At 52.5% G+C, this 21,937-nt stretch carries 22 protein-coding genes; 16 read left to right on the top strand and 6 right to left on the bottom strand.

From position 1 onward, the window contains the following. Positions 1 to 48: 48 nt before the first annotated feature. The gene (locus ACTF5Z_RS00670; protein ID WP_438984101.1) at positions 49 to 846 is read right to left on the bottom strand and encodes an inositol monophosphatase family protein; all 798 of its coding nucleotides are present in this window, start codon (positions 844 to 846) and stop codon (positions 49 to 51) included. A 107-nt stretch (positions 847 to 953) separates the two neighbouring features. Here ACTF5Z_RS00670 and ACTF5Z_RS00665 point away from each other — a divergent pair, with 107 nt between their 5' ends. The 15 genes from ACTF5Z_RS00665 (at position 954) to ACTF5Z_RS00595 (ending at position 16,017) form a co-directional block, all read left to right on the top strand. Then, on the top strand, positions 954 to 1,730 hold the full coding sequence (locus ACTF5Z_RS00665) for an RNA methyltransferase (RefSeq protein ID WP_438984100.1): 777 nt from the start codon (positions 954 to 956) through the stop codon (positions 1,728 to 1,730). Next, positions 1,723 to 2,883 carry a cysteine desulfurase family protein gene (locus tag ACTF5Z_RS00660; RefSeq protein ID WP_438984099.1) on the top strand — a complete coding sequence of 387 codons (1,161 nt, stop codon included), beginning with the start codon at positions 1,723 to 1,725 and terminating at the stop codon, positions 2,881 to 2,883. The genes ACTF5Z_RS00665 and ACTF5Z_RS00660 overlap by 8 nt, the downstream gene beginning before the upstream one ends. A 138-nt stretch (positions 2,884 to 3,021) precedes the next feature. Then, positions 3,022 to 3,450: a nucleoside-diphosphate kinase gene (ndk, locus tag ACTF5Z_RS00655; protein ID WP_009576633.1), complete on the top strand. Its 429-nt coding sequence runs from the start codon at positions 3,022 to 3,024 to the stop codon at positions 3,448 to 3,450. After that, on the top strand, positions 3,450 to 4,601 hold the full coding sequence (gene rlmN / locus ACTF5Z_RS00650) for a 23S rRNA (adenine(2503)-C(2))-methyltransferase RlmN (protein WP_438984098.1): 1,152 nt from the start codon (positions 3,450 to 3,452) through the stop codon (positions 4,599 to 4,601). The genes ndk and rlmN overlap by 1 nt, the downstream gene beginning before the upstream one ends. Next, the gene (gene pilW, locus ACTF5Z_RS00645) at positions 4,601 to 5,389 is read left to right on the top strand and encodes a type IV pilus biogenesis/stability protein PilW (protein ID WP_438984097.1); all 789 of its coding nucleotides are present in this window, start codon (positions 4,601 to 4,603) and stop codon (positions 5,387 to 5,389) included. Before rlmN ends, pilW begins: the two co-directional genes overlap by 1 nt. Further along, positions 5,389 to 6,513, top strand: a complete 1,125-nt coding sequence (gene ispG / locus ACTF5Z_RS00640) for a flavodoxin-dependent (E)-4-hydroxy-3-methylbut-2-enyl-diphosphate synthase (protein ID WP_438984096.1) — start codon at positions 5,389 to 5,391, stop codon at positions 6,511 to 6,513. The genes pilW and ispG overlap by 1 nt, the downstream gene beginning before the upstream one ends. 12 nt (positions 6,514 to 6,525) lie before the next feature. After that, positions 6,526 to 7,800, top strand: a complete 1,275-nt coding sequence (gene hisS, locus ACTF5Z_RS00635) for a histidine--tRNA ligase (RefSeq protein WP_438984095.1) — start codon at positions 6,526 to 6,528, stop codon at positions 7,798 to 7,800. A gap of 40 nt (positions 7,801 to 7,840) precedes the next feature. Further along, positions 7,841 to 8,524: a YfgM family protein gene (locus ACTF5Z_RS00630; protein ID WP_438984094.1), complete on the top strand. Its 684-nt coding sequence runs from the start codon at positions 7,841 to 7,843 to the stop codon at positions 8,522 to 8,524. Positions 8,525 to 8,526: 2 nt separating this feature from the next. Beyond that, the gene (bamB, locus tag ACTF5Z_RS00625) at positions 8,527 to 9,699 is read left to right on the top strand and encodes an outer membrane protein assembly factor BamB (protein ID WP_438984093.1); all 1,173 of its coding nucleotides are present in this window, start codon (positions 8,527 to 8,529) and stop codon (positions 9,697 to 9,699) included. Positions 9,700 to 9,702: 3 nt separating this feature from the next. Beyond that, positions 9,703 to 11,094, top strand: coding sequence for a ribosome biogenesis GTPase Der (gene der, locus ACTF5Z_RS00620; RefSeq protein WP_438984092.1), 1,392 nt, complete (start codon positions 9,703 to 9,705; stop codon positions 11,092 to 11,094). 118 nt (positions 11,095 to 11,212) lie between these two features. Further along, on the top strand, positions 11,213 to 12,031 hold the full coding sequence (locus tag ACTF5Z_RS00615) for a GIN domain-containing protein (protein ID WP_438984091.1): 819 nt from the start codon (positions 11,213 to 11,215) through the stop codon (positions 12,029 to 12,031). 12 nt (positions 12,032 to 12,043) lie between these two features. Beyond that, entirely contained in the window at positions 12,044 to 12,409 is a 366-nt protein-coding gene (locus ACTF5Z_RS00610; RefSeq protein WP_438984090.1) for a GntR family transcriptional regulator, read from the top strand. Then, positions 12,406 to 13,263: an ABC transporter ATP-binding protein gene (locus ACTF5Z_RS00605; protein ID WP_438984089.1), complete on the top strand. Its 858-nt coding sequence runs from the start codon at positions 12,406 to 12,408 to the stop codon at positions 13,261 to 13,263. Before ACTF5Z_RS00610 ends, ACTF5Z_RS00605 begins: the two co-directional genes overlap by 4 nt. Next, positions 13,260 to 14,288 (top strand): hypothetical protein, encoded by a 1,029-nt coding sequence (locus ACTF5Z_RS00600; protein ID WP_438984088.1) that lies wholly within the window; start codon positions 13,260 to 13,262, stop codon positions 14,286 to 14,288. The genes ACTF5Z_RS00605 and ACTF5Z_RS00600 overlap by 4 nt, the downstream gene beginning before the upstream one ends. 130 nt (positions 14,289 to 14,418) lie before the next feature. Then, positions 14,419 to 16,017 carry an isocitrate lyase gene (locus ACTF5Z_RS00595; RefSeq protein ID WP_438984087.1) on the top strand — a complete coding sequence of 533 codons (1,599 nt, stop codon included), beginning with the start codon at positions 14,419 to 14,421 and terminating at the stop codon, positions 16,015 to 16,017. A 61-nt stretch (positions 16,018 to 16,078) separates the two neighbouring features. Here ACTF5Z_RS00595 and ACTF5Z_RS00590 read toward each other — a convergent pair whose 3' ends face one another. After that, positions 16,079 to 17,356 (bottom strand): O-acetylhomoserine aminocarboxypropyltransferase/cysteine synthase family protein, encoded by a 1,278-nt coding sequence (locus ACTF5Z_RS00590; protein ID WP_438984086.1) that lies wholly within the window; start codon positions 17,354 to 17,356, stop codon positions 16,079 to 16,081. An 85-nt stretch (positions 17,357 to 17,441) separates the two neighbouring features. Between ACTF5Z_RS00590 and sstT the strand changes: the two genes are divergently transcribed. Beyond that, entirely contained in the window at positions 17,442 to 18,683 is a 1,242-nt protein-coding gene (gene sstT / locus ACTF5Z_RS00585; protein WP_438984085.1) for a serine/threonine transporter SstT, read from the top strand. Here sstT and ACTF5Z_RS00580 read toward each other — a convergent pair. Genes ACTF5Z_RS00580 through cobO form a run of 4 tightly spaced genes read right to left on the bottom strand, consistent with a single transcriptional unit; the run spans position 18,646 to position 21,931 of the window. Beyond that, entirely contained in the window at positions 18,646 to 19,545 is a 900-nt protein-coding gene (locus ACTF5Z_RS00580; RefSeq protein ID WP_438984084.1) for a cobalamin-binding protein, read from the bottom strand. The genes sstT and ACTF5Z_RS00580 overlap by 38 nt on opposite strands. Further along, positions 19,542 to 20,333: a heme ABC transporter ATP-binding protein gene (locus ACTF5Z_RS00575; protein WP_438984083.1), complete on the bottom strand. Its 792-nt coding sequence runs from the start codon at positions 20,331 to 20,333 to the stop codon at positions 19,542 to 19,544. The genes ACTF5Z_RS00580 and ACTF5Z_RS00575 overlap by 4 nt, the downstream gene beginning before the upstream one ends. Next, on the bottom strand, positions 20,326 to 21,339 hold the full coding sequence (locus tag ACTF5Z_RS00570) for a FecCD family ABC transporter permease (RefSeq protein WP_438984082.1): 1,014 nt from the start codon (positions 21,337 to 21,339) through the stop codon (positions 20,326 to 20,328). The genes ACTF5Z_RS00575 and ACTF5Z_RS00570 overlap by 8 nt, the downstream gene beginning before the upstream one ends. Continuing rightward, positions 21,326 to 21,931, bottom strand: coding sequence for a cob(I)yrinic acid a,c-diamide adenosyltransferase (cobO, locus tag ACTF5Z_RS00565; protein WP_438984081.1), 606 nt, complete (start codon positions 21,929 to 21,931; stop codon positions 21,326 to 21,328). Before cobO ends, ACTF5Z_RS00570 begins: the two co-directional genes overlap by 14 nt. Between the last annotated feature and the right edge of the window lie 6 nt (positions 21,932 to 21,937).

The following is a 21,937-nucleotide window of genomic DNA, read 5'->3' as shown; positions in this document are numbered from 1 at the left end:
GTGTGACGGGTCTGACGCTTTTCGACGTCAGACCTAAGCGCGCTTTTGTTAGCCCTTTGCTTTGGACGCAACGATCTGCAGTACGGCTTTGAATGCCCGCGGGTTGCCAGCGACGATGTTCCCAGATTCCATGAACTTTTCGCCACCATCAAAGTCGCTGACTAAACCGCCAGCTTCTTTTATCAATAACACGCCGGCCGCCATGTCCCAGGGTGCGAGGCCCATTTCCCAGAATGCATCCAATCGTCCTGCCGCTACATAGGCCAGGTCTAAGGAGGCAGCGCCTGCGCGACGAATACCGGCGCATCTCGAAGCAATTTCAGCCAAGGCGGCCGAGTAAGTGGACAGGTGTTCTGCGCAGTGGCCTTTAAAGGGAATGCCCGTACCCACTAGAGCCGACTCTAGGCCTTGGGTATTAGAAACCCGCATGCGGCGCCCGTTAAACTGTGCTCCGCGTCCTCGCGAGGCGGTAAATTCCTCGCGCAATACAGGGTTGTGAACGACAGCGTGCTCGAGTTTGCCTTTGTAAGTGCAGGCAATCGAAACTGCGTAGTGCGGGATGCCTCTGAGGTAATTCGTGGTTCCGTCGAGCGGGTCGATAATCCAGACGTGTTCGGCTTCTTCGGGACCTGTTCGCCCCGATTCTTCACCGATGAAAGCGTGATCGGGATACGTCTTCGCAAGTTGCTGAATAATCTCTCGTTCTGCGTTGCGATCGACTTCTGAGACGAAGTCATTGGTGCCTTTACTGTCGACTGGAAGGCGATCAAGTTCATCCGCTGCGCGGGCGATCATATCGCCGGCCTTGCGCGCTGCGCGCAAGGCAATACTGACCATTGGTTCCATGGTGTTACGGTCCTGCTGAATTGAGCGCGAGAGTATACCAGCGCTGCTGCTCCTTCGCACTGAGAAAACTGGTACACTTTGCCACTAATTTAGCCGCGAGAATTGCAATGTTTGAGTCTATGCGTATTGTGTTGGTGGAGCCATCGCATCCCGGTAACATCGGTGGCGTTGCCCGCGCCATGAAAAACATGGGGTTTACGAATCTGGTTTTAGTTGCGCCGCGTCGCTTTCCAGACGAAGAGGCGACATGGCGAGCGGCTTCTGCGGCTGATGTGTTGGATGGAGCAAGGGTGGTGGCCACCGTTGAGGAAGCCATCGAAGATTGTCATTTTGTGGTGGGAACGAGCGCGCGCGAGCGACGCATCCCCTGGCCGATATTAGACTCGCGGCGCGCGGCGTTGCAAATCAGAAGCGAGGCCGCAATGGGGCAGGTCGCGATGTTGTTTGGACGTGAGGACAGGGGCTTAACCAACGACGAGCTTAAACTGTGCGATTTGCATGTAAACGTGCCTACCGACGAGGCCTACCGCTCACTGAATCTTGCGATGGCGGTGCAAATTTTGTGTTATGAGCTGCGAATGCAGACCTTGTATGACAGTTTGCCGGAGCGCGCCGATGAGGAATGGGACGCCCCGTTTGCCACCAAAGAGGCAATGCGGCGCTTCTATGAGCATTTGGAACAGACCTTGATCGACATCGAATTTCTGGATCCGAGTGCACCCCGTCAGTTGATGACTCGATTGCAGCGGCTTTACAACCGAATGCGTATCGATGAAATGGAACTCAACATCTTACGAGGTATGCTGACCGAAACGCAAAAAGTGGTGTTCGAACGCAGTGCACTTCGCGCGAAACTTGAGCAAAAGACCGATGACGATGAGTAATAAGCCAATTTACCTGGATTATTTAGCGACCACGCCGATTGCACCCGAAGTGAGAGATGCAATGCTTGGGTGCCTTGACGAGACGGGGGATTTTGGCAACCCGGCATCGCGGACCCATGTCTATGGATGGCAAGCTGAGCATCGCGTAGAAATCGCTAGGGGTGCCATTGCAGATTTGATTGGTGCTGATTCGCGCGAAATTATTTTTACCTCGGGCGCAACCGAAGCGAATAATCTTGCGATCAAGGGTGTGTTCGAGGCGTTACATTATGAAGGTCACTTTGTGACCAGTGCGATTGAGCACAAGGCCGTGTTAGACCCTGCTAATCAGTTGCAACGCAAAGGGGTTGGCGTGTCGTTTTTGCCCGCAACTAAAGAAGGTTTGATGGATGTCGATGCATTGGAACGCTCATTGCGTGACGAAACCAAGCTGGTATCAATTATGTGGGTCAATAATGAACTGGGCACGGTTAACCCGATCAAAGAAATTGCTCAGCTGGTCAAGTCTAGGGGCATCTTATTGCACGTCGATGCTGCCCAGGCTGTGGGGAAACTGCCAATCAATTTGGCCGATGTGCCGGTCGACTTCATGTCGCTGTCGGGTCACAAGCTGTATGGACCAAAAGGTATTGGTGCTCTGTTTGTGCGTCGAGGTGCGACACCAGCCCCGGTAGCCCAAATTCACGGTGGTGGACATGAACGAGGCTTTCGCAGTGGCACCTTGCCGACTCATCAGATAGCGGGTTTTGGCGCGGCTGCAAAGCTTGCCAGCGATCGCTGGGAGGAAGATCAAGCACACTACGCCAGCTTGGGCGGGTACATGACTCAGCGTCTGCTCGGGCTCGAGGGAGCTACGCTAAACGGCAGTTTAACGACCAGGTTGCCGCAGGCCGCGAATGTATCTTTTGATGGGGTAGAGGGTGAGGCCCTGCTATCTGCGCTGGTGGGGCTGGCGATTTCTTCAGGATCGGCCTGTAACTCAGCTGTCATGAAACCGTCTCACGTGCTCTTGGGTATTGGGGCGGGGCGCGCGCGTGCCGACAGTGCACTTCGGTTTAGCCTCGGGCGCTCGACGCGTCGCGAAGATATCGATGCGGCGATCGACGAACTTGACGCTACTCTTCGTATGTTGCGCGGTAAGCCTTTGGATTAACGAAGAAAATTAGGCGCATCGAATGGTAAAAAAACCAGAGTGTTAAGGTGCGCGACGTGGCCAAAGTCCGTATAATACGCGGCCAACTCGGGGTGCCCCCGAGCCCGATATTGAATTAAACGACTTGGAGTAGTACCAATGGCAGTAGAACGCACTTTATCTATCGTTAAACCCGATGCAGTCGGCAAAAATGTCATCGGCGAGATTTACTCTCGTTTCGAATCTAATGGCCTGAAAGTTGTTGCTGCGAAAATGGTGCGTTTGACCGATGCCACCGCTGGTGGATTTTATGCTGAGCATAAAGAGCGTCCATTTTTTCCAGACTTGATCGAGTTTATGACATCAGGCCCTGTTATGGTACAGGTGCTCGAAGGTGAAAATGCCGTGATGAAAAACCGTGAACTGATGGGAGCCACCAACCCAAAAGAAGCAGCGGCGGGTACGATTCGCGCCGACTTTGCGCAATCCATTGACGCCAATGCGGTACACGGTTCAGATTCTCTGGCTTCGGCCGAGCGCGAGATCAACTACTTTTTCGCGCAAACGGAACTGTGCGATCGCGCCTAATGGTTACTGATACGCTTCCTGTTGCCCGCGATTCACGAGTGAATTTGCTCGGGTTGACCCGCGCGCAGATGGAAGCGTTTTTCGCAGAGTGTGGAGAAAAATCTTTTCGCGCTCAACAGGTCATGAAATGGATCCATCACCACGGGGTGTGTGATTTCGAGGCAATGACCAACTTGTCAAAATCGCTTCGGGCCAAACTCGGCGAGCGCGCTTGTGTTCGGCCGCCCGAAGTCGTCAGCCGTCACGATTCGGCCGACGGGACTCGCAAGTGGCTCGTCCGCTCTATCGAAGGTGGTTTGGTCGAATCCGTTTTAATTCCCGATGGTGATCGTGCAACCTTGTGTGTTTCTTCGCAGGTCGGTTGCAGCTTGGATTGTAGTTTTTGCTCGACCGGGAAGCAGGGTTTTGAACGAGACCTCACAGCCTCGGATATCATCGGCCAGGTGTGGCTTGCGATTGACTCCTTCGACGCATTTGAACCCGGCAAAGATCGCGTCGTGACCAATGTAGTCATGATGGGGATGGGTGAACCTCTGCTCAACTTTGACGCGGTAGTCTCGGCCATGGATCTTATGATGGACGATCTGGCTTACGGATTGTCAAAACGCCGCGTAACGCTGAGCACCTCGGGCGTGGTGCCCGCACTAGACAAGCTAGCGGAGGTCAGTTGTGTGAGTCTGGCGGTGTCTTTGCACGCGCCCAATGACGCCCTGCGCAACCAGTTGGTACCCATAAACAAGAAGTATCCTATCGCCGAATTGCTGGCGAGCGCGCAGCGTTACCTCGATGCGCAAAACGATCGGAAACGCGTGGTTACCATAGAGTATACCTTGATCGCCGGTGTGAATGATCAGCCAGAGCACGCACGCGAACTGGCAGTGTTGCTGAAAAATTTCCCCTGCAAGATTAACCTCATCCCATTTAATGCGTTTCCTGGTTCGTCTTACCAGCGGCCGAGTGGAAATGCTGTGTCACGGTTTTGGCAGGTCTTGATTGATGCTGGGTTTATCGTCACTGTCCGCACAACGCGGGGAGATGATATCAGCGCTGCTTGTGGTCAGTTAGTGGGTGATGTTGTTGATCGAACGAAGCGATCGCAGCGGCATAAGGCCGCGTTGGAGGGCCACCTTGAGGTGGTGGAGGTCAGCTGATGCGAATTGTCCTTGGTGCCATTCTGGCGTTGATTCTCGCAGGTTGTGTCACCACCAACGAGACCGTATTCACGAACAAGGAAGTGCCAGATGTCGCGCTCAAGCGGCGGGTCGAGCTGGCACGTGCTTATATCGGTCAGGGCAATTGGGAAAACGCTAAACGCAACTTAAAGCTGGCCGCTGACATTGACCCCAACAACGCCGAAGTGTACGAAGCCTTTGCGCTAGTGTATCAATCTACGGGCGAGTTTGAAGCCGCTGAGGCGAATTTTCGTAAGGCCCTTGTTCTCGATAAATCGTTGTCGCGTGCTCGCAATAATTTTGCAGCGTTTTTGTTTGGGCAGCAGCGGTTTGCTGAAGCTGAAGTGGAGTTGGAGCTGGTAGTACGCGATACCCTATATAGCGGTCGTCCACAGGCGTTTACGAATTTGGGCTTATGTCGAGCACGCCTCGGTAAAATTGAGCCAGCGATAGAAGCCTTAGAACGTGCCCTGACAATGGAGCTACGTAATCCTCTAGCGCTTCTCACATTAGCGCAGCTCTATCTGGAACAACGCGATTACCTCAATGGTCAGAGTTATTATTCGTCTTATCGCAAGTTGGTCAGGACTCAGCCAGCGGCAGGTTTGTGGACTGGTGTTCGCCTTGCCAAAGCCTTGCAGTTGCAAGATGAGCAAGCGAGCCTAGAACTTGCGCTACAAAATTTATATCCAGATTCGCCTGAAGCTAAAGCCATGCGGGAACAGCGCACGGTACAGAGGCCAAACGGGGTTGGGAGTAGTAACTAATGCATGCACCAAGTCCAATCATTCGTCGTCAAAGCCGTAAAATTTGGGTCGGCAAAGTGCCCGTTGGCGGGGATGCGCCGATCAGTGTACAGAGCATGACGAACACCGAGACGTGTGACGTAGACGCCACCGTTGCTCAGATCCAAGCCATTGCAGAGGCGGGTGCTGACATTGTTCGCGTCTCTGTGCCCAGTATGGACGCCGCGGAGGCCTTTAAACAAATCCGTCAGCGGGTTGACGTGCCCTTGGTTGCGGATATTCACTTTGACCACCAAATCGCTCTAGCCGTTGCGGAATATGGCGTCGACTGTTTGCGTATTAACCCGGGCAATATCGGGCGAATGGAAAAGGTGCAAGAGGTTATACACTCTGCGCGAGATAAGGGTATCCCCATTCGCATTGGCGTAAACGCTGGGTCGCTGGGCAAAGAGTTGCAGCGCAAGTATGGCGAGCCAACTGCCGAGGCTTTGGTTGAGTCGGCCATGAACCACGTCGAGCTGCTGGACCGGTTTAACTACCCAGATTTTAAGGTCAGCGTCAAAGCCTCCGACGTGTTTATGGCCGTGGACGCGTATCGCCTGCTCGCAACAAAAATCGATCAGCCTCTGCACTTGGGCATTACCGAGGCAGGCGGCTTCCGCAACGGTACGGTGAAGTCAGCGATTGGCTTAGGCTTGTTATTGATGGAAGGTATTGGTGACACGATACGTATTTCGCTCGCCGCCGACCCCGTGCAAGAAGTCAAGGTGGGGTTTGACATTCTTAAGAGTCTTAAACTTCGCAGTAATGGCATTAACTTTATTGCCTGCCCGAGCTGCTCACGCCAAAACTTCGACGTGATAGCGACGATGAACGAGCTAGAGATGCGGCTTGAAGATATACGGCAACCCATGGATGTCGCCATTATCGGTTGCGTGGTGAACGGTCCAGGCGAGGCACGAGAAGCCGACGTGGGCTTGACTGGCGCTAGCCCCAACAATCTGATTTATTTAGATGGCAAGCCCAATCATAAAATCGACAATAAAGATTTCGTCGACCACTTGGAAGAGGTTATCCGAACCAAGGCGAGCGAGTTGGCACAGAGCGCGGCCGCAGCTGACGCCAATATCATTGCAAAGAATTAGTAGGTAAATCTTATGAAAACCCTGCAAGCCATTCGCGGCATGCCAGACATTTTGCCTGTGGATACTGAGTCCTGGCAGTGGCTGGAGCAAAAGGTTCGGAGCTTGGTGCAATCCTATGGCTACCAAGAAATTCGCATGCCGATTTTGGAGTCGACCCATCTGTTCGCGCGCTCTATTGGTGAAGTCACCGACATTGTAGAAAAAGAAATGTATACCTTTGCCGACCGCAACGGTGATTCGTTGACTTTGCGGCCGGAGGGAACTGCCGGTTGTGTTCGTGCAGCCATTCAAAATAATTTGATATCGACGCCGCAACGGCTTTGGTATCAGGGCCCTATGTTTCGGCACGAGCGCCCCCAAAAGGGTCGTTTGCGACAATTCCAACAAATTGGATTGGAAGTTTTTGGCGTCGCCACACCTGATGCCGATGCTGAACTAATTGCGCTGAGCGCGCGCTTGTGGCGCGATTTGGGTGTCGCAGATGTTGTTGAACTCCAGCTTAACAGTATTGGTAGCCTTGAAGCTCGAGCGACCTATAAGGCGGCACTGGTAGAGTATTTGAGCAAATACCAAGCGGATCTCGACGAGGACAGTCAGCGTCGTTTACAGACAAATCCCTTACGCATCTTAGACAGTAAAAATGCAGGGACTCAAGAGTTACTGAACAATGCGCCCAATCTGCACGATTTCCTAGATGACGAGTCTGCCAATGACTTTGCTAGGCTTAGAGCCCTGTTGGACAGTGTCGGGGTACCCTACAGAGTGAACCCTAAACTCGTGCGCGGCTTAGATTACTACAACAAAACGGTATTTGAGTGGGTGACCACCGAGTTAGGTGCTCAGGGAACGATCTGTGCGGGTGGCCGCTACGACGGTTTGGTGGCTCAGTTGGGCGGGAAAACGACACCCGGTGTGGGATTTGCGATGGGCCTAGAGCGAGTGCTGTTACTGCTTGCAGCTCAAGGTGTCACAGCGCCACGTATCGCGCCGATTGCCTTTGGGGTTGGTGTGGGCGAAGCGGGCGAGAAAGCTTGCTTTGCGGGGATCGAGGCCCTGCGTAATGATCTACCGCAGCATGATATCCGCCTGAATACCGGTGGCGGCAGTTTCAAAGCACAAATGAAGCGCGCTGATAAATCCGGAGCTCAAGTTGCATTGATCTGGGGTGAATCCGAAGCCGAAAACGATACGGTAACCCTTAAGTTTCTGCGCGATGATGAACCTCAGAAAACTGTGGCAAGTGCATTGCTCACACAAGAACTCGAACGAATCAGCAATACCATGTAGAGTAGCGGCCTGAGCCGCAAACACGCGAAAAGGAAAAACAGTGGACGCTTACAGAACGGAAGAAGAACAAGTAGAAGCTATCAAACGATGGTGGAGTGAGAACGGCAAGGGCGTAATCGCGGCGGTCGTCATTGGGGTGTTGGGAAGTGTCGGCTGGCAGAGTTGGCAAGATCGACAGGTCAGCCAAGCCGAAGCGGCTTCTGGGGTCTATCAAGAGCTTCTGGCTTTGAGTGCTCAGGAGCTCAGTAGCGACGCTGATAAGGTTCGTCTCGATGAATTGACCGCGACACTAACAGAAGATTACGCGGGAACCGGTTACGCTCGACTGGGCCAACTGCTGCAGGTTTCGGCTTGGGTATCGCAGGGTCGCGCAGAGGAAGCCTTGGCCGCTTTGCAGGCTTTGGAGTCAAGCGTGGCAGACGATGTGGCGATGTATCCGATCGTGAAACTGCGCCGAGCGCGCTTACAAGCCTCTCTAGGTGATACTGAGCAAGCTTTGCAGGCACTGACTTCTTTGGAAACGAGTGCTGTCGCTGCAGCCGTATGGCAGGCTAAAGCTGACATTTATATTGTGCAAGAACAGTATGCGCTGGCTGCCGAAGCCCTGTCTTTGGCTCTTGTCGCTGACGAAAGCGGCGACCTTCGATCTGATCTCGAAACTAAGTTGGCTTTTGTGAATGCGCGTCGAGATAGCAACGCCAGTCCAGTCGCAAGCGGAGAGTAACCATGTTTTTGATATTAAGACGCGGTATTGCCATTGCGTTACTCGTCACCACCACCGGTTGTTCGACCCTATCAGGCTGGTTCTCACTCGATGATGAAGAGGTAAATCAACCCGCCGAACTTCAAAAATTCACTGAGGCGGTCAGGCTCAAAAAGCTGTGGAGCGAAAGCGTAGGTAATGGCCAGGGTGATGGTCTCTATCGTTTAATGCCGGCTATTCAGGGTGATCAGATTTATGCGGTATCCAACGAGGGTGAGGTTGTAGCCCTGCAGTTAAGTTCGGGTAAACGCATTTGGCGGCAGGCCTTGGACCAGAGCGTCTCTGGTGGCGTTGGTGTCAGTGGTGAGCGTTTGTTTGTTGGTACCTCTGAGGGACAAGTGTTGGCCCTAGACGCGGGCAATGGATCGGTGCTCTGGCGTCAGACCTTGCGCGGAGAGGTGCTTTCAGCACCGCAGTCTGATGGCCGCGTAGTCGTGGTTCAAACCTATGACGGACGCGCCCAAGGATTAGATGCTAAGACTGGCGATTTGCTGTGGACTTATGACAGTAACGTGCCCGTGCTGACAATTCGGGGTACGTCGACACCCATTCTCCGCGACGGTAATGCCTATGTAGGCTTTGCGAATGGTCGCGTGGTGGCATTTGATGTCGAGAAAGGCACTGTTGAGTGGGAATTACGCGTGGCTATTGCGCAAGGCCGGTCAGAAATAGAGCGTATGGTGGACATCGACGGTGCTTTGGAAATTATCGGTAACGAGCTCTACGCGGCGAGTTACCAGGGATATCTAGTCGCCGCGGATGTGCGGACTGGACGCAAGCTCTGGCAGCAGGAAGTCTCGACGGTCAGTGGCGTGTCCCAGGGGTTTAGTAACGTTTATGTATCTGATCAGGACGGCACTGTGTCGGCTTATTATCGTAATGGTCAAGGATTGCGCTGGGCTCAAAGCGATTTATCGTATCGCGCTCCAACCAAGCCAGTACCCGTAGCGAGCTACTTAGCTTTCACAGATTTTGATGGCGTGCTTCATTTGCTTTCACAGGTCGATGGTCGCTTTGTGGGACGCGATAAAATAGGCGCTGCGGCACGTGCAGATATTATTAGCCAAGGTAATCGTTTCTTCGTCTTTACCGACAAGGGAAAGCTGATTGCCTATGAGGTCAGCGCCAAGGACTAATCCATGAAACCGGTCATTGCCCTAATGGGGCGCCCTAATGTCGGTAAGTCGACCTTATTTAATCAGTTGACACGATCGCGCGATGCCTTGGTAGCCGACTTCTCGGGGCTGACGCGTGACCGAAAATACGGTGAGGGCAAAGTCGGTGAACGGCCCTATGTCGTTATCGATACTGGCGGTATCACTGGCGATGAGAATGGCATTGATCTACCCATGGCGCAGCAGTCTATGGCAGCGGCTGATGAGGCGGATATTGTCTTACTGATAGTAGACGCTCGCGCCGGCTTAACGGGCGTCGACCACGAGTTGGTCAGTCTGTTGCGGCGTCAAAGTATTCCGTTTCATGTGGTCGTGAACAAAATAGACGGCATGAATAGCGATACCGCCATAAGTGACTTTTACTCTCTAGGTATTGATCCTTTGTATCGAATTGCCGCGTCTCATAATAGAGGTGTACGGTCGATGATCGAAGAGGTCCTGGCACCTTTTCCAGAGGACGAAGCCACCTTAGAAGAGCAGGAGCACGGCATAAAAGTCGCCATCGTTGGCAGGCCGAATGTGGGTAAGTCAACCCTCGTCAATAGAATGCTCGGTGAAGAGCGCGTTGTTGTTTACGATCACCCAGGCACGACTCGTGACAGCGTCTATATCGATTTTGAGCGCGAGGGCGAACATTACACGCTGATCGACACCGCAGGTGTACGACGTCGTAAAAATATTAAAGAAAGTGTCGAGAAATTCTCAATCGTAAAAACCTTGAAAGCCATCGATGATAGCAACGTGGTTTTACTTTTGATGGATGCACACGAGGGCATTGTCGACCAAGATATGCATTTGCTTGGGCATTGTATCGAAGCTGGACGTGCCCTAGTGGTGGTTGTTAACAAGTGGGATGGTCTTGATGAATACCAGAGAGATCGTATCAAGGACTCGATATCGCGGCGCCTAAAATTTGTTGAGTTCGCGCAGATGCACTTCATCTCGGCCTTACACGGTAGTGGCGTCGGCCATCTTTATCAAGCGATTCATACGGCTTATCTGGCGGCGACTCAGAAACTGAGCACGAATTATTTGACGCGTATTTTGGAAGGTGCGGTGTCGGATCATCCGCCCCCCATGGTAAATGGTCGCCGGATTAAGCTACGCTATGCCCATGCGGGTGGCCAGAATCCTCCGCGTATCGTTGTGCATGGTAATCAGACGACCAAAGTGCCTGCATCTTATGAGCGCTATTTGGAGAACGTGTATCGGCGAGAATTAGGTATCGAGGGAACGCCGATCAAAATCGAATTTCGGACTACCGAAAACCCTTACGCGGGTCGTAAAAACAAGCTGACGCAGCGTCAAATTACCCAAAAACGCCGCTTAATGGCCCATGTTAAAAAGAAGAAGTAAGCGTTTGGGCTAATGTTTCACTCAGCTGGGCGGCCCATTCGCTCAGTTCACCGACTGCATCTCGCTGTCTCCTTGTACGCTGTTATAGTTCCGCATAACAGTCATCAAGGAGCCACTCATGCGAGTCATTTTAGTTATCCTACTCTGCAGCATCGTCTTGCTAAGCACGGACGAGTCTCGTGCTGCAGAGATTGTGACACATACCTACCAAGTTCAAGACTTCAACCGCGTCGTGTTAAGTGGGCATCATGAGCTTGAACTGAGTCTTGGCGATTACTCTGTTCAGGTCCAAGGCATGCAAGCTGGCGATACCTTGATCTCACAAGACGACAACACCCTATTTTTGGGGAAGTCTCAGCAAGGTCTTGACTACGACGAGCCGGTGAAGTTTAGAGTCAGCCTTCCTGAGCTTGAAAGAGTGACGTTAAGGGGTAGTGGGCGAGTATTCGTGCGCCCCATAAAGACCAACGAGGCACTGAACTTTGAACTGCAGGGTTCTGGCTCTGTGTATCTGCACGATGGTGAATTTTCCGCTCTCACCGTCGTGCTTGGTGGCTCGGGTGATATTGATGCCACTGCACTAGCTGTTAACCGGCTTGTGGCAAATATTGCCGGTTCGGGGTCGATTCAAATTGGCACCTTGAATGCTGGCTCAACCATGGTGTCGATTGGCGGTTCCGGGGATTTTAGCGTAATTGATGACTGCTCGATCGACGAGGACGTAACGGTCAATATTGCCGGCAGCGGGGATTTCAACGGTGAAGCATGCTCAGCCCATGCGACCATGGCCAACATTATTGGTAGCGGTGACGTTCAAATTGGCTCATCCGCTAGGGTCAACGCCAACATTGTGGGGTCGGGCAACGTCTATTACCGAGCTTCCGACACGACATCAGCGTCGATACTTGGCTCTGGTGAGCTCAAGAAGATAGATTAAGGGGGTAGCATAATGGACTGGCGAGCAGACCAACCCATATACCGCCAAATAGCTGACGTTATCGCGTCGCGAATTGTCGATGCCTCTTTGCGTGAGGGAACGAACATCCCATCCGTTAGACAATTGGCGAGCGATTTTCGAGTCAATCATTTAACGGTTAACAAGGCGTATCAGTCGCTTATCGAAGATGAGGTGTTGTGTTCTAAGCGCGGGGTGGGTGTCTTTGTATGTGAAGGCGCGCAGGCGAAATTGCGGGAATCCTTGCAGCACAATTTTTTCGAAATAGAGTTGCCCCGAGTGTACGACAAAGCGCTCCGCTTGGGGATCAGTTCGACACAGTTGTGCGATCGTTTCGCGCAGTGGGAGCAAGAACAATGACCAACGTAATCGAAGTGAACAACCTAACCAAGCAGTATCAGGGTAAATATGCAATTAAGTCCTTAGACTGGTGCGTGGGTGCGGGCAGCATCGTCGGCCTGATTGGCCCTAATGGTGCGGGTAAGACGACTCTGCTACGAGCCCTGTTAGGCTTGATTCATAGCGAGGGCGAGCTAGAAGTCATGGGGAAGGACCCTCGAACCGAGCGACATCAGCTGATGCAGGACGTCGCTTTTATTGCTGACACGGCTGTACTGCCCCGCTGGTTGCGGGTAGATCAGCTCATTTCTTACGTTGAGGGTGTTCAGCCAAAATTTGATCGAGCGAAAGCGGAGCGATTCTTGGATCAAACGTCAGTGGGGGCTAAGGCCAGAATCGGCACGCTATCTAAGGGGATGATGGTGCAACTACACCTTGCCTTGACCTTGGCCGTTGATGCTCGGCTGTTGATTTTAGATGAACCTACTCTGGGATTGGATATTTTGTATAGGAAGCAGTTTTTCGACCAGCTTCTCAACGATTACTTTGATGCGGAACGCACCATTGTGATATCGACCCACCAGGTCGAAGAGGTCCAGCATATCCTGACGCATTTTGTATTTTTGAAAAACGGCGAAATGCTCATGAATGTACCTATGACGGCCCTTGAAGATCGCTTTGTTGAAGTTCATGCCCTTGGCGAGAAAGCAGCGCTCGTTAATCGATTGCGATATTTTGGCTCGCGCCACATCTTGGGCGGGCAGGCATTCATCTTCGATTCCGTTCCCAGACATGAACTCGAACAATATGGCGCGTGCCACACTCCAGCGATTGCTGACCTGTTTGTGGCCGCTATGGATGGAGGTGTCCGATGAATTCACATTACAATCCGACAAAAGCGCTGTTGCGCCGTGATTTTATCGAATACCGAAGCTCTTTTTTGGTAACCCCAATTGTGATAGCAGCATTCTTAGCAGTTGTAGCTTGGGGTGGCGCGGCATTCGCCAGCCAGTTCTCCGATTGGGAAGAGGGTATTGGCTGGTTTGTGGCCAATCAAATCCCCGACGCACAGGTTGATATTGAAATTCGATCATCCAGTGATAGGGCTGATGGTTTTGTTTCGGGTGATTGGGTGTACCCCGAGTCAAGGACTCAGGTTGTGGCTGAGTCGGAGTGGGATTTTTCTGCCGATTGGACTTTCAGTACCCCGACCATGTCTTCTGGAGTGGGCGATCTTAGAGATGGAAAAGAGTTTAACGAGGTACTGAACGCCTTAAACGTGATCTTTTTGTTGGTCCTATGGACTATTTCCGTCAACTACCTAGCGGGAAGCCTGTACAACGATCGCCGCGACCGCAGCGTTCTTTTTTGGCGCTCGATGCCCATCAGTGATCGTCGTGAGGTGTTCAGTAAGTACCTAACAATAGGCCTGGCAGTACCCGTCGTTTACGCTGTTATTTCGATTTTGACGCAACTTTTGATCGTCGCGGCGGGCGCCTTTTTCTTGGCTCGAACGACCTCGCCACTCGAGCAGGTCTCGGGTTTCAGTTGGTTCAGTATTTCTGAGATTTTTCGGAATACAGCCCTGAAGTTACCAGTGATGATTGTCATGACCTTTCCTCTGTACGCTTGGAGTCTAGTCGCCTCTGCTTGGGCTAAAAAGTCACCCGTCTTGTGGATGTTTGGCCTTCCGGCAGGTGCTATTTTTGTGGAACGATGGCTGTTCGGCAGCTCTTGGTTGGCCGAGCGTGTGGCGCGCTGTTTACCCGGTGGGGAAGGTTATGAATCTATGCTCGACATGTTTCAAGCGACCTGGCCCGAGCAGGTCGCGGGTGTAGTCGTCGGTATCGGTTTGCTGATGCTAGCGGCAAAAGTAAGGCGCTACCGGCTCGAACTATGAATTCACGCTGTGAATACTAAAAATCAAATCTATTGATTTTATTTATACCCTCTGCCGGCCTAGCATGTCCCTGACAAGACAGCTAGGCCAAACCTAGATCAGACTCAACCGGCAACCGCAGAGGTGAACAATGAGCCAATATAAAGAAACCGTAGAACAATTCGCTAATCTTATCGGTCAGCAAGCAGGAACTTGGGACGCCATTAGTCCAGAGTATGCTGCTCGTATGGCGGTACAGAACCGCTTTCGCACAGGCTTAGATATCGCGCGTTACACCGCCGATATTATGCGCCAGGATATGGCCGACTACGATGCAGACAGCAGTCAGTACACCCAGTCCTTGGGTTGCTGGCACGGTTTTGTCGGACAGCAAAAACTCATTGCGATTAAAAAGCACCATGGCACAACCAGCAAGCGCTACCTGTATCTGTCGGGTTGGATGATCGCTGCTTTGCGTTCGGAGTTCGGACCGTTACCTGACCAATCAATGCATGAAAAGACCTCAGTGCCAGCATTGATCGAAGAACTGTACACCTTTTTGCGTCAGGCTGATGCTCGTGAATTGGGCCACCTGTTCCACGACCTAGATGCAGCGCGTGCCAGCGGTGATGCCGCAGCAGAACAAGCAGCTCAGGACAAGATCGATAACTACGAAACACACGTAGTTCCAATCGTAGCCGATATCGATGCCGGGTTTGGTAACGAAGAAGCGACTTACCTGCTCGCCAAAAAAATGATCGAAGCGGGTGCCTGTGCAATCCAAATCGAAAACCAGGTATCAGATGCCAAGCAGTGTGGCCACCAAGACGGAAAGGTTACGGTTCCACACGAGGATTTCTTGGCCAAAATCAATGCGGTACGTTACGCGTTCTTAGAGTTGGGTGTACCGAATGGCATCATCGTAGCACGTACCGATTCCTTGGGTGCCGGCTTGACTCAGAAGATTCCAGTCAGTACCCAAGCAGGTGATCTGGCGTCAAAATACAATGCCTTCTTAGACGTTGAACCTGTGATGAGCGCAGATGACGTCAACGAGGGCGATGTTATCTTGAAGCAGAACGGTGCTTTAGTGCGACCTGTTCGCCTGCCCAACGGCTTATACCGTTTTAAAGCGGGCACAGGTGAAGCGCGTTGTGTTTTGGATTGTATTACCAGCTTACAAAACGGCGCGGATCTACTGTGGATAGAAACCGAGAAGCCGCACGTTGGCCAGATTGGCGGGATGGTAAACGAGATTCGCAAAGTTATTCCAAACGCGAAGCTGGTTTACAACAATAGCCCCTCATTTAACTGGACGCTGAACTTCCGTCAGCAAGTATTTGATGCGTGGAGTGCAGAGGGTAAAGATCTCTCTGCTTACGATCGCAACGGGTTGATGAGTGTTGATTATGACAATTCAGAGTTGGCCGCTGAGGCTGATCGATGGATTCAGTCGTTCCAAGCCGATGCGTCACGTGAGGCGGGCATTTTCCATCACTTGATCACCTTGCCGACTTACCACACTGCGGCACTGTCAACTGACATCTTAGCACAAGGGTACTTTGGTGAAGAGGGAATGCTGGCCTATGTGCGTGGTGTTCAGCGTCAAGAGATTCGCCGCGGTATTGCCTGCGTCAGACACCAAGATATGGCGGGATCAAACATGGGCGATGATCACAAAGAGTATTTCTCTGGTGAGGCCGCTCTGAAAGCATCGGGTAAAGACAATACGATGAATCAGTTCTCTTAACCTCTCGGTTTCGGAACGAAAAAGGGGCGCCAATTGGCGCCCCTTTTTTTGAGACATTTAGTTACGCTTGAGAAGCCGCTAGTGCCTGGTCGATATCGGCCAGGATGTCATCGATGTGTTCGATGCCAATAGACAAGCGCACCATTGCTTCGCTTACACCGGCAGAAGCGAGTTCTTCGGCGTTTAACTGGCGGTGAGTCGTAGTGGCCGGGTGGCAAGCCAGTGACTTCGCGTCGCCGATATTCACCAAGCGCAGAATGAGCTGCAAAGCATCAATGAACTTAGCGCCCGCTTCTTTACCACCCTTAATGCCGAAGCTAAGAATACCCGAGGCCTTACCTCCACAAATTTTTTGGCACGTTTGGTGATGCGGAGAACCGAGCAGCGCGGCATAGTTAACCCACTCGACCGCGGGGTGTTGCTCAAGATGCGCTGCGACCGCCTCGGTGTTCTCACAGTGGCGTTCCATTCGAAGGGCGAGTGTCTCTAGGCCCTGCATGATCTGGAAAGCCGATTGCGCCGACAACGCAGCACCGGTATTACGCAAGGGCACAACACGGCAACGGCCAATGAAAGCTGCGGGTCCTAAAGCCTCGGTGTACACCACGCCATGATACGATGGATCGGGCTCGTTCAGAATTTTAAAGCGATCTTTGTTGCCAGCCCAGTCGAACTTTCCTGAGTCGACAATGGCGCCGCCAATCGTTGTACCGTGCCCGCCGATATATTTAGTTAATGAATGAACCGCGATGTCGGCGCCATGATCGAACACGCGGCACAAAAGAGGTGTTGCCACGGTGTTATCGACGATCAACGGTACGCCGGCCGCATGCGCGATATCGGCCCAGCGCTGGATGTCCACAACGTTGCCGGCTGGGTTGCCGATTGATTCGCAAAACAACGCGCGGGTATTTTCGTCAATGAGCGAGGCAATCTTATCGAAATCGTCGGCTGCCACAAAACGTGTTTCGATGCCCTGCCTGGGGAAAGTATGCGCGAACAAATTATAGGTGCCGCCATACAGTTGCGAAGTGCTGACGATATTGGTTCCAACCTCAGCGATCGCTTCGATAGCATAGCGGATCGCCGCCATACCAGAGGCTACAGCAAGAGCGCCGACACCACCTTCGAGTGCAGTTAATCGCGCTTCCAGGACTGCGTTGGTCGGGTTCATGATGCGACTGTAGATGTTGCCCGGAACCTTCAGATCAAACAAATCCGCACCGTGCTGTGTGTCATTGAAGGTATAAGACGTCGTTTGGTAAATCGGTGTTGTGGCGGCGTTTGTCGCTGGGTCGCCGTCGTAGCCTGTGTGCAGTGCAATAGTTTCTGGTTTCATTATTTAAGTCCTCTCTTAAAGAGAGCAACACTAACAGATCTGAGGAAAATCGCTACACTCATGCGCATTGTTTCAGGCCTGTGTTATGCTCGCGATCATTATTACTCTTGGGGTTGTTATGGCGCTGTTTGATTCTAAAGGTCTAGTTTTTCGCATCGCTGTGGGCGTTGTTGTCGGTGCTGTGTTGGGTGTGTTGGCTCCCGATCTTGGACAGCAAGCTGGAATTCTCGGTGAATTATTTGTGGGTTTACTGAAAGCCATCGCGCCCATGTTGGTATTGGTTTTAGTGACCTCGGCCCTAGCGAATTTGCAGCGCAGTCAAATGTCGCGTCCAGCGATAAGTCTTACCTTGTTGTTGTATCTGTTAGGTACCGTTGGAGCGGCGGTCGTGGCCTTGTTGCTGAGTGTGGCATTTCCTCAACAGCTGCATTTGTTGAGCGCGGCTGATGGCAATCCGCCGGGTTCGGTGCTTGTTGTGTTGGCCGATGTCCTCAGACGTATGGTAGATAACCCCATAAGAGCCTTAATCGAAGCCAATTTCCTAGCATGTCTCGTTTGGGGAGTGTTATTTGGCTTAAGCTTTCGCAGTGCGCCCGAAAGTCTTCGTCACGGCCTCGCTGCGGTCTCGGAGCGTTTGACTGAAATCGTTCGCTGGATTATCCAGCTTGCGCCGGTCGGAATTTTTGGGTTGGTTAGTCTAACCGTGGCTCAAGTTGGCGTCGATGCGCTGATGGATTACCTCACTCTCGCTCTGCTCTTAGTCGCCGCTATGCTGGTGGTGGCTTTAGGTGTTAACGCACTGATCGTAGCCTTGTTGACGAGAAAAAACCCTTACCCCCTGATACTAGCCTGTCTAAGAGACTCTGGTATCACCGCATTTTTCACGCGTTCATCTGCCGCTAATATTCCGGTGAATTTGGCCTTGTCCGAACGACTTGGACTTCCCAGCTCGCTATATAGTGTGACTATACCCGTGGGCGCCACCATTAATATGGCGGGCGCGGCGATTACCATTACCGTGCTGACTTTAGCCGCGGTGAACACATTGGGTATTGAGGTTGGACTGGCGAGCAGTTTGCTCTTGTGTATTGTCGCCGCACTTGCCGCATGTGGTGCCAGTGGTGTTCCGTCTGGGAGCCTGCTGTTGATTCCTCTGGCTTGCGGATTGTTTGGCATATCGGGCGATGTGGCTATGCAAGTTGTCGCCGTAGGCTTCGTGATCAGTGTGGTGCAAGACAGTGCGGAAACAGCACTCAATAGCAGTACAGATGTGGTCTTTACAGCAACGGTTAGTGAGCGTCTGGGTTTGACTCGTGAAGTTGACTAGACCAAGCACAGATCTGTGTAAGCCCTTCTAACAGTCGCGGCGTTGGCCGCTGCATTAGGTCTGGGTTGAGCGCATGCAAGGCATTATTTTTTACCGCGTTAATGCTGCTATAGTGTGTCCAGCGCTCGAGCCATACAGGGCGTTCATTGCCCAAGCCGCTCGCAACGATTAGGTCTGGGTTGGCAGCGATAATGCTTTCGACGTTCAGCGTTGGCGCTACACTGGGGGCTTCGGCAAAGACGTTGTATAAACCACAGCGTGAGAAGACATCATTGACAATATGCAGGCCATTAAGGGTTTGAATGGGATCGTTCCATATTTGGTAAAACACGGTGGCCGTCGCCTTGCGCCGAGGAAACTCAGAAAGCACCCGGTCTAATGTGTAGAGAATCGATACTTCCTGCTCTGCAAGGCCTCCAAGTTTGACAAAGTCGCTTATGTTGCCTTGAATGTCCTCTAGCGTGTTGGGCTCACTGACATATATAGGGATGCCGAGAGCGTCTAGTTTTGCCTTCGATTCGTAACTGATCCCGCTACCCCAAGTGATGATCAAGTCCGCTTGTAACTGGATTAGAGCCTCTAGGTTCAGATTGTTATATCCCCCGACTCGGGGCAGGTCTTTAGCTCGCTCAGGGTAATCCGCGTGCGCTACTGTGGCTACGATCCGATCACCCAAGCCCGCTGCGAACAGGTTCTCGGTGATATGCGGGGAAAGCGATACGATACGCTGCGCGTGTTGTTCGAGAACAACGACTACCCCCGTGTCGTCAATGACCTCAACCCTTGCGTAAGCGCTTGGTAATATCAACGATAGGTAACAAGCAACTGTGATTGCGGCGGTAATCAGAGAACGAATTATCATAAGGGAATAGCCCAGGGCGTCTTAGTAGTAGGGTGCGATACAACTTCCACCGAAACGCCAAACACGTCCTCAAATAGAGCTGGGCTCATTACCTCATCGGGGCTGGCATTTGCCACACAGTACCCTTGGTTTAGAACCAATATTCGGTCACTCAATTGGGCCAATAAGTTGGCGTCATGCAGACTGATTACGATACTCAAACCCCGGTGAGCCAGGGTTCTTAAATACGATTTGATCGTATCGATGTAGCCGATGTCGATGCTACTGAAAGGCTCATCAAGTAACAGGGCGCAACCGGTTAATGCCGCCGTACTTTGCTCGATCTGCACCAGACAGCGAGCTAATTGGCAGCGTTGCTGTTCGCCGCCGGACAGCTGCGTGTAAGGCTGATCTTGAAGTGCCTGTAAGCCGCAGACATCCAGCACTCGATTGATGCATGAACGATCGAAGTCCTGCCCTGTGCTGTGAGGGCTTCGGCCCATCGACACAACGTCGTCCACACTGAAATCGAAATCAAGTCGTGTGTATTGAGGCATCACGCTAACGATTTTAGCGCGCTCGTCTAAAGGCCACTCATACATCGCCTTTCCTTGCAGCCTCACGTGGCCGGTGGTCGGCTCTAGCTCACCGGTTAGAGCTCTAAGTAGCGTGGTTTTGCCAGCGCCATTAGGCCCCATCAAGCCAAAGATTTCGCCCGGAATGAGATTAACGGATAAGCTGTGTAAGCGTGTCTTGCCGCTAATTGCGATGCTGATTTCGGATGCTGAAATGACCGTTTGATTAGGCATGCTTCGCACCACGATTCAACAGATACAGAAAGAAAGGTACGCCAAGCAAGGCGGTTATTATTCCCGCCGGTAATTCCACTGGCGCGAGCACCGTACGTGCAATCGTATCAGCGCAGATAAGCAGAAAGGCCCCCAGCAAACTGGCGGCAGGAATCAGCCGTGTATGGCTCGGGCCGAATAGGAGTCGCGCCATGTGCGGAACAATGAGCCCGATGAAGGCGATGGTGCCCCCCATCGCAACCGACGTGCATACAGCAATCGCCACGGCGATGATCAGCGCGTTACGAACGCTTGAGACGTCGATGCCGAGATAACGCGCTTGTGAATCTCCAAGTAACATGACGTTGAGTGCTTTGCGGTAATGCAAGGCCGCTATGGTTAACACAAGGGCCGGTCCTGCTACTACCGTCACGCGCTCAAAATTTGCCGAGTCCAGGCCGCCCATGCGCCATAGTGAAATTTGCCGCAGTGCGGCATTATCGGCGAAAAAGTCCATGAGGTTGCCCAAGCTACCCGCCAGAGCCGTGATAGCAATGCCAGCGAGTAGCATCGTGCTCACAGAGAATTCGCTGCCTCTTTTAGCCAGTTGATACACCAGATAGCTGGCGGCTAGACCGCCAACGAAGGCGCCGATACTGACGGTCGTTAAGGACATCAAGCCCACGCCAGTGGCGCTGAACAGGACAATGGCAAGGCTGGCACCCAGCGAGGCCCCAGCGGTGACCCCGATCAGAGAAGGATCCGCCAAGGGGTTGCGGAATAGGGCTTGCATGACAACACCACCGAGCGCCAGTATAGCGCCAATCAGCCCAGCTAAAAGTACCCGTGGAAGCCGCAGTTCCATAACGATGAGCCGGGCACTGTCGTGATCGGGTCGAGCGATGTCGAAAAGAGACGCAACACCAATATCAATGGTGCCCGTAAACAAAGCCGCAACGCCGGCCCCAACTAATAGTATCGTCAGTACCAGCAGCGTTGTCGGCTGTGCTTGTTTAGTAATCCACACCGTGACGAGCCTTGATCCCAGCCGTGTAGGCGTGCTTGATCTCTTTGACTTCCGATACGGTATCCATGATAGCCTGCAAAGCCTTGCCACCGCCGCGGCCGGTCACTACCACGCTCTGCTCTTTAGGGCGCTGGGAAATGGATGAAAGCACCTCGTCATGATTCAGGTAGTCAAACGACAGCATGTAGGTCAGCTCATCGAGGATGATAAGATCAAACGCTGGATTATTCAGCATGCTTTTCGCTACCGCCCAGGTTCTCTCGGCGGCTGCAATGTCACCGCTTCGATCTTGAGTGTCCCAGGTAAATCCTGTGCCCATTTGATAAAACTCTACTTGGGGGCAGTGCTTGCGCAGGTACATTTCTTCCCCCGACAAGATGACGCCTTTAATAAACTGAACAACGCCAACCTTTTGGTCGTATCCTAAAGCGCGCATTACCATGCCAAAGGCTGAGCTCGATTTGCCTTTGCCATCTCCGGTTAACAACAGCGCAATACCCCGTTCCTCGGTCGCTAGCGCGATGCTCGCGTCGACCGATGCTTTTTGTTTCTGCATCGCCTTTTTGTGCTTTTGCTCGCGTTGTTCAGACATAAGGAC

This window comes from Aequoribacter sp., from assembly GCF_965659035.1.
Lineage (GTDB): Bacteria > Pseudomonadota > Gammaproteobacteria > Pseudomonadales > Halieaceae > Aequoribacter.
Note: the sequence above shows the minus strand (reverse complement) of the source record. Positions and strands in the feature narration are given on the sequence as shown.

Coding starts and splice junctions, on each gene's coding strand:
- ACTF5Z_RS00660 (WP_438984099.1), top strand. CDS start 1,723: ATGAGTAATAAGCCAATTTACCTGGATTATTTAGCGACCACGCCGATT.
- sstT (WP_438984085.1), top strand. CDS start 17,442: ATGCTCGCGATCATTATTACTCTTGGGGTTGTTATGGCGCTGTTTGAT.
- ACTF5Z_RS00580 (WP_438984084.1), bottom strand. CDS start 19,545: ATGATAATTCGTTCTCTGATTACCGCCGCAATCACAGTTGCTTGTTAC.
- pilW (WP_438984097.1), top strand. CDS start 4,601: ATGCGAATTGTCCTTGGTGCCATTCTGGCGTTGATTCTCGCAGGTTGT.
- ispG (WP_438984096.1), top strand. CDS start 5,389: ATGCATGCACCAAGTCCAATCATTCGTCGTCAAAGCCGTAAAATTTGG.
- ACTF5Z_RS00605 (WP_438984089.1), top strand. CDS start 12,406: ATGACCAACGTAATCGAAGTGAACAACCTAACCAAGCAGTATCAGGGT.
- der (WP_438984092.1), top strand. CDS start 9,703: ATGAAACCGGTCATTGCCCTAATGGGGCGCCCTAATGTCGGTAAGTCG.
- ACTF5Z_RS00670 (WP_438984101.1), bottom strand. CDS start 846: ATGGAACCAATGGTCAGTATTGCCTTGCGCGCAGCGCGCAAGGCCGGC.
- ACTF5Z_RS00600 (WP_438984088.1), top strand. CDS start 13,260: ATGAATTCACATTACAATCCGACAAAAGCGCTGTTGCGCCGTGATTTT.
- ACTF5Z_RS00610 (WP_438984090.1), top strand. CDS start 12,044: ATGGACTGGCGAGCAGACCAACCCATATACCGCCAAATAGCTGACGTT.
- bamB (WP_438984093.1), top strand. CDS start 8,527: ATGTTTTTGATATTAAGACGCGGTATTGCCATTGCGTTACTCGTCACC.
- ACTF5Z_RS00665 (WP_438984100.1), top strand. CDS start 954: ATGTTTGAGTCTATGCGTATTGTGTTGGTGGAGCCATCGCATCCCGGT.
- ACTF5Z_RS00575 (WP_438984083.1), bottom strand. CDS start 20,333: ATGCCTAATCAAACGGTCATTTCAGCATCCGAAATCAGCATCGCAATT.
- hisS (WP_438984095.1), top strand. CDS start 6,526: ATGAAAACCCTGCAAGCCATTCGCGGCATGCCAGACATTTTGCCTGTG.
- ndk (WP_009576633.1), top strand. CDS start 3,022: ATGGCAGTAGAACGCACTTTATCTATCGTTAAACCCGATGCAGTCGGC.
- rlmN (WP_438984098.1), top strand. CDS start 3,450: ATGGTTACTGATACGCTTCCTGTTGCCCGCGATTCACGAGTGAATTTG.
- ACTF5Z_RS00615 (WP_438984091.1), top strand. CDS start 11,213: ATGCGAGTCATTTTAGTTATCCTACTCTGCAGCATCGTCTTGCTAAGC.
- ACTF5Z_RS00595 (WP_438984087.1), top strand. CDS start 14,419: ATGAGCCAATATAAAGAAACCGTAGAACAATTCGCTAATCTTATCGGT.
- ACTF5Z_RS00590 (WP_438984086.1), bottom strand. CDS start 17,356: ATGAAACCAGAAACTATTGCACTGCACACAGGCTACGACGGCGACCCA.
- cobO (WP_438984081.1), bottom strand. CDS start 21,931: ATGTCTGAACAACGCGAGCAAAAGCACAAAAAGGCGATGCAGAAACAA.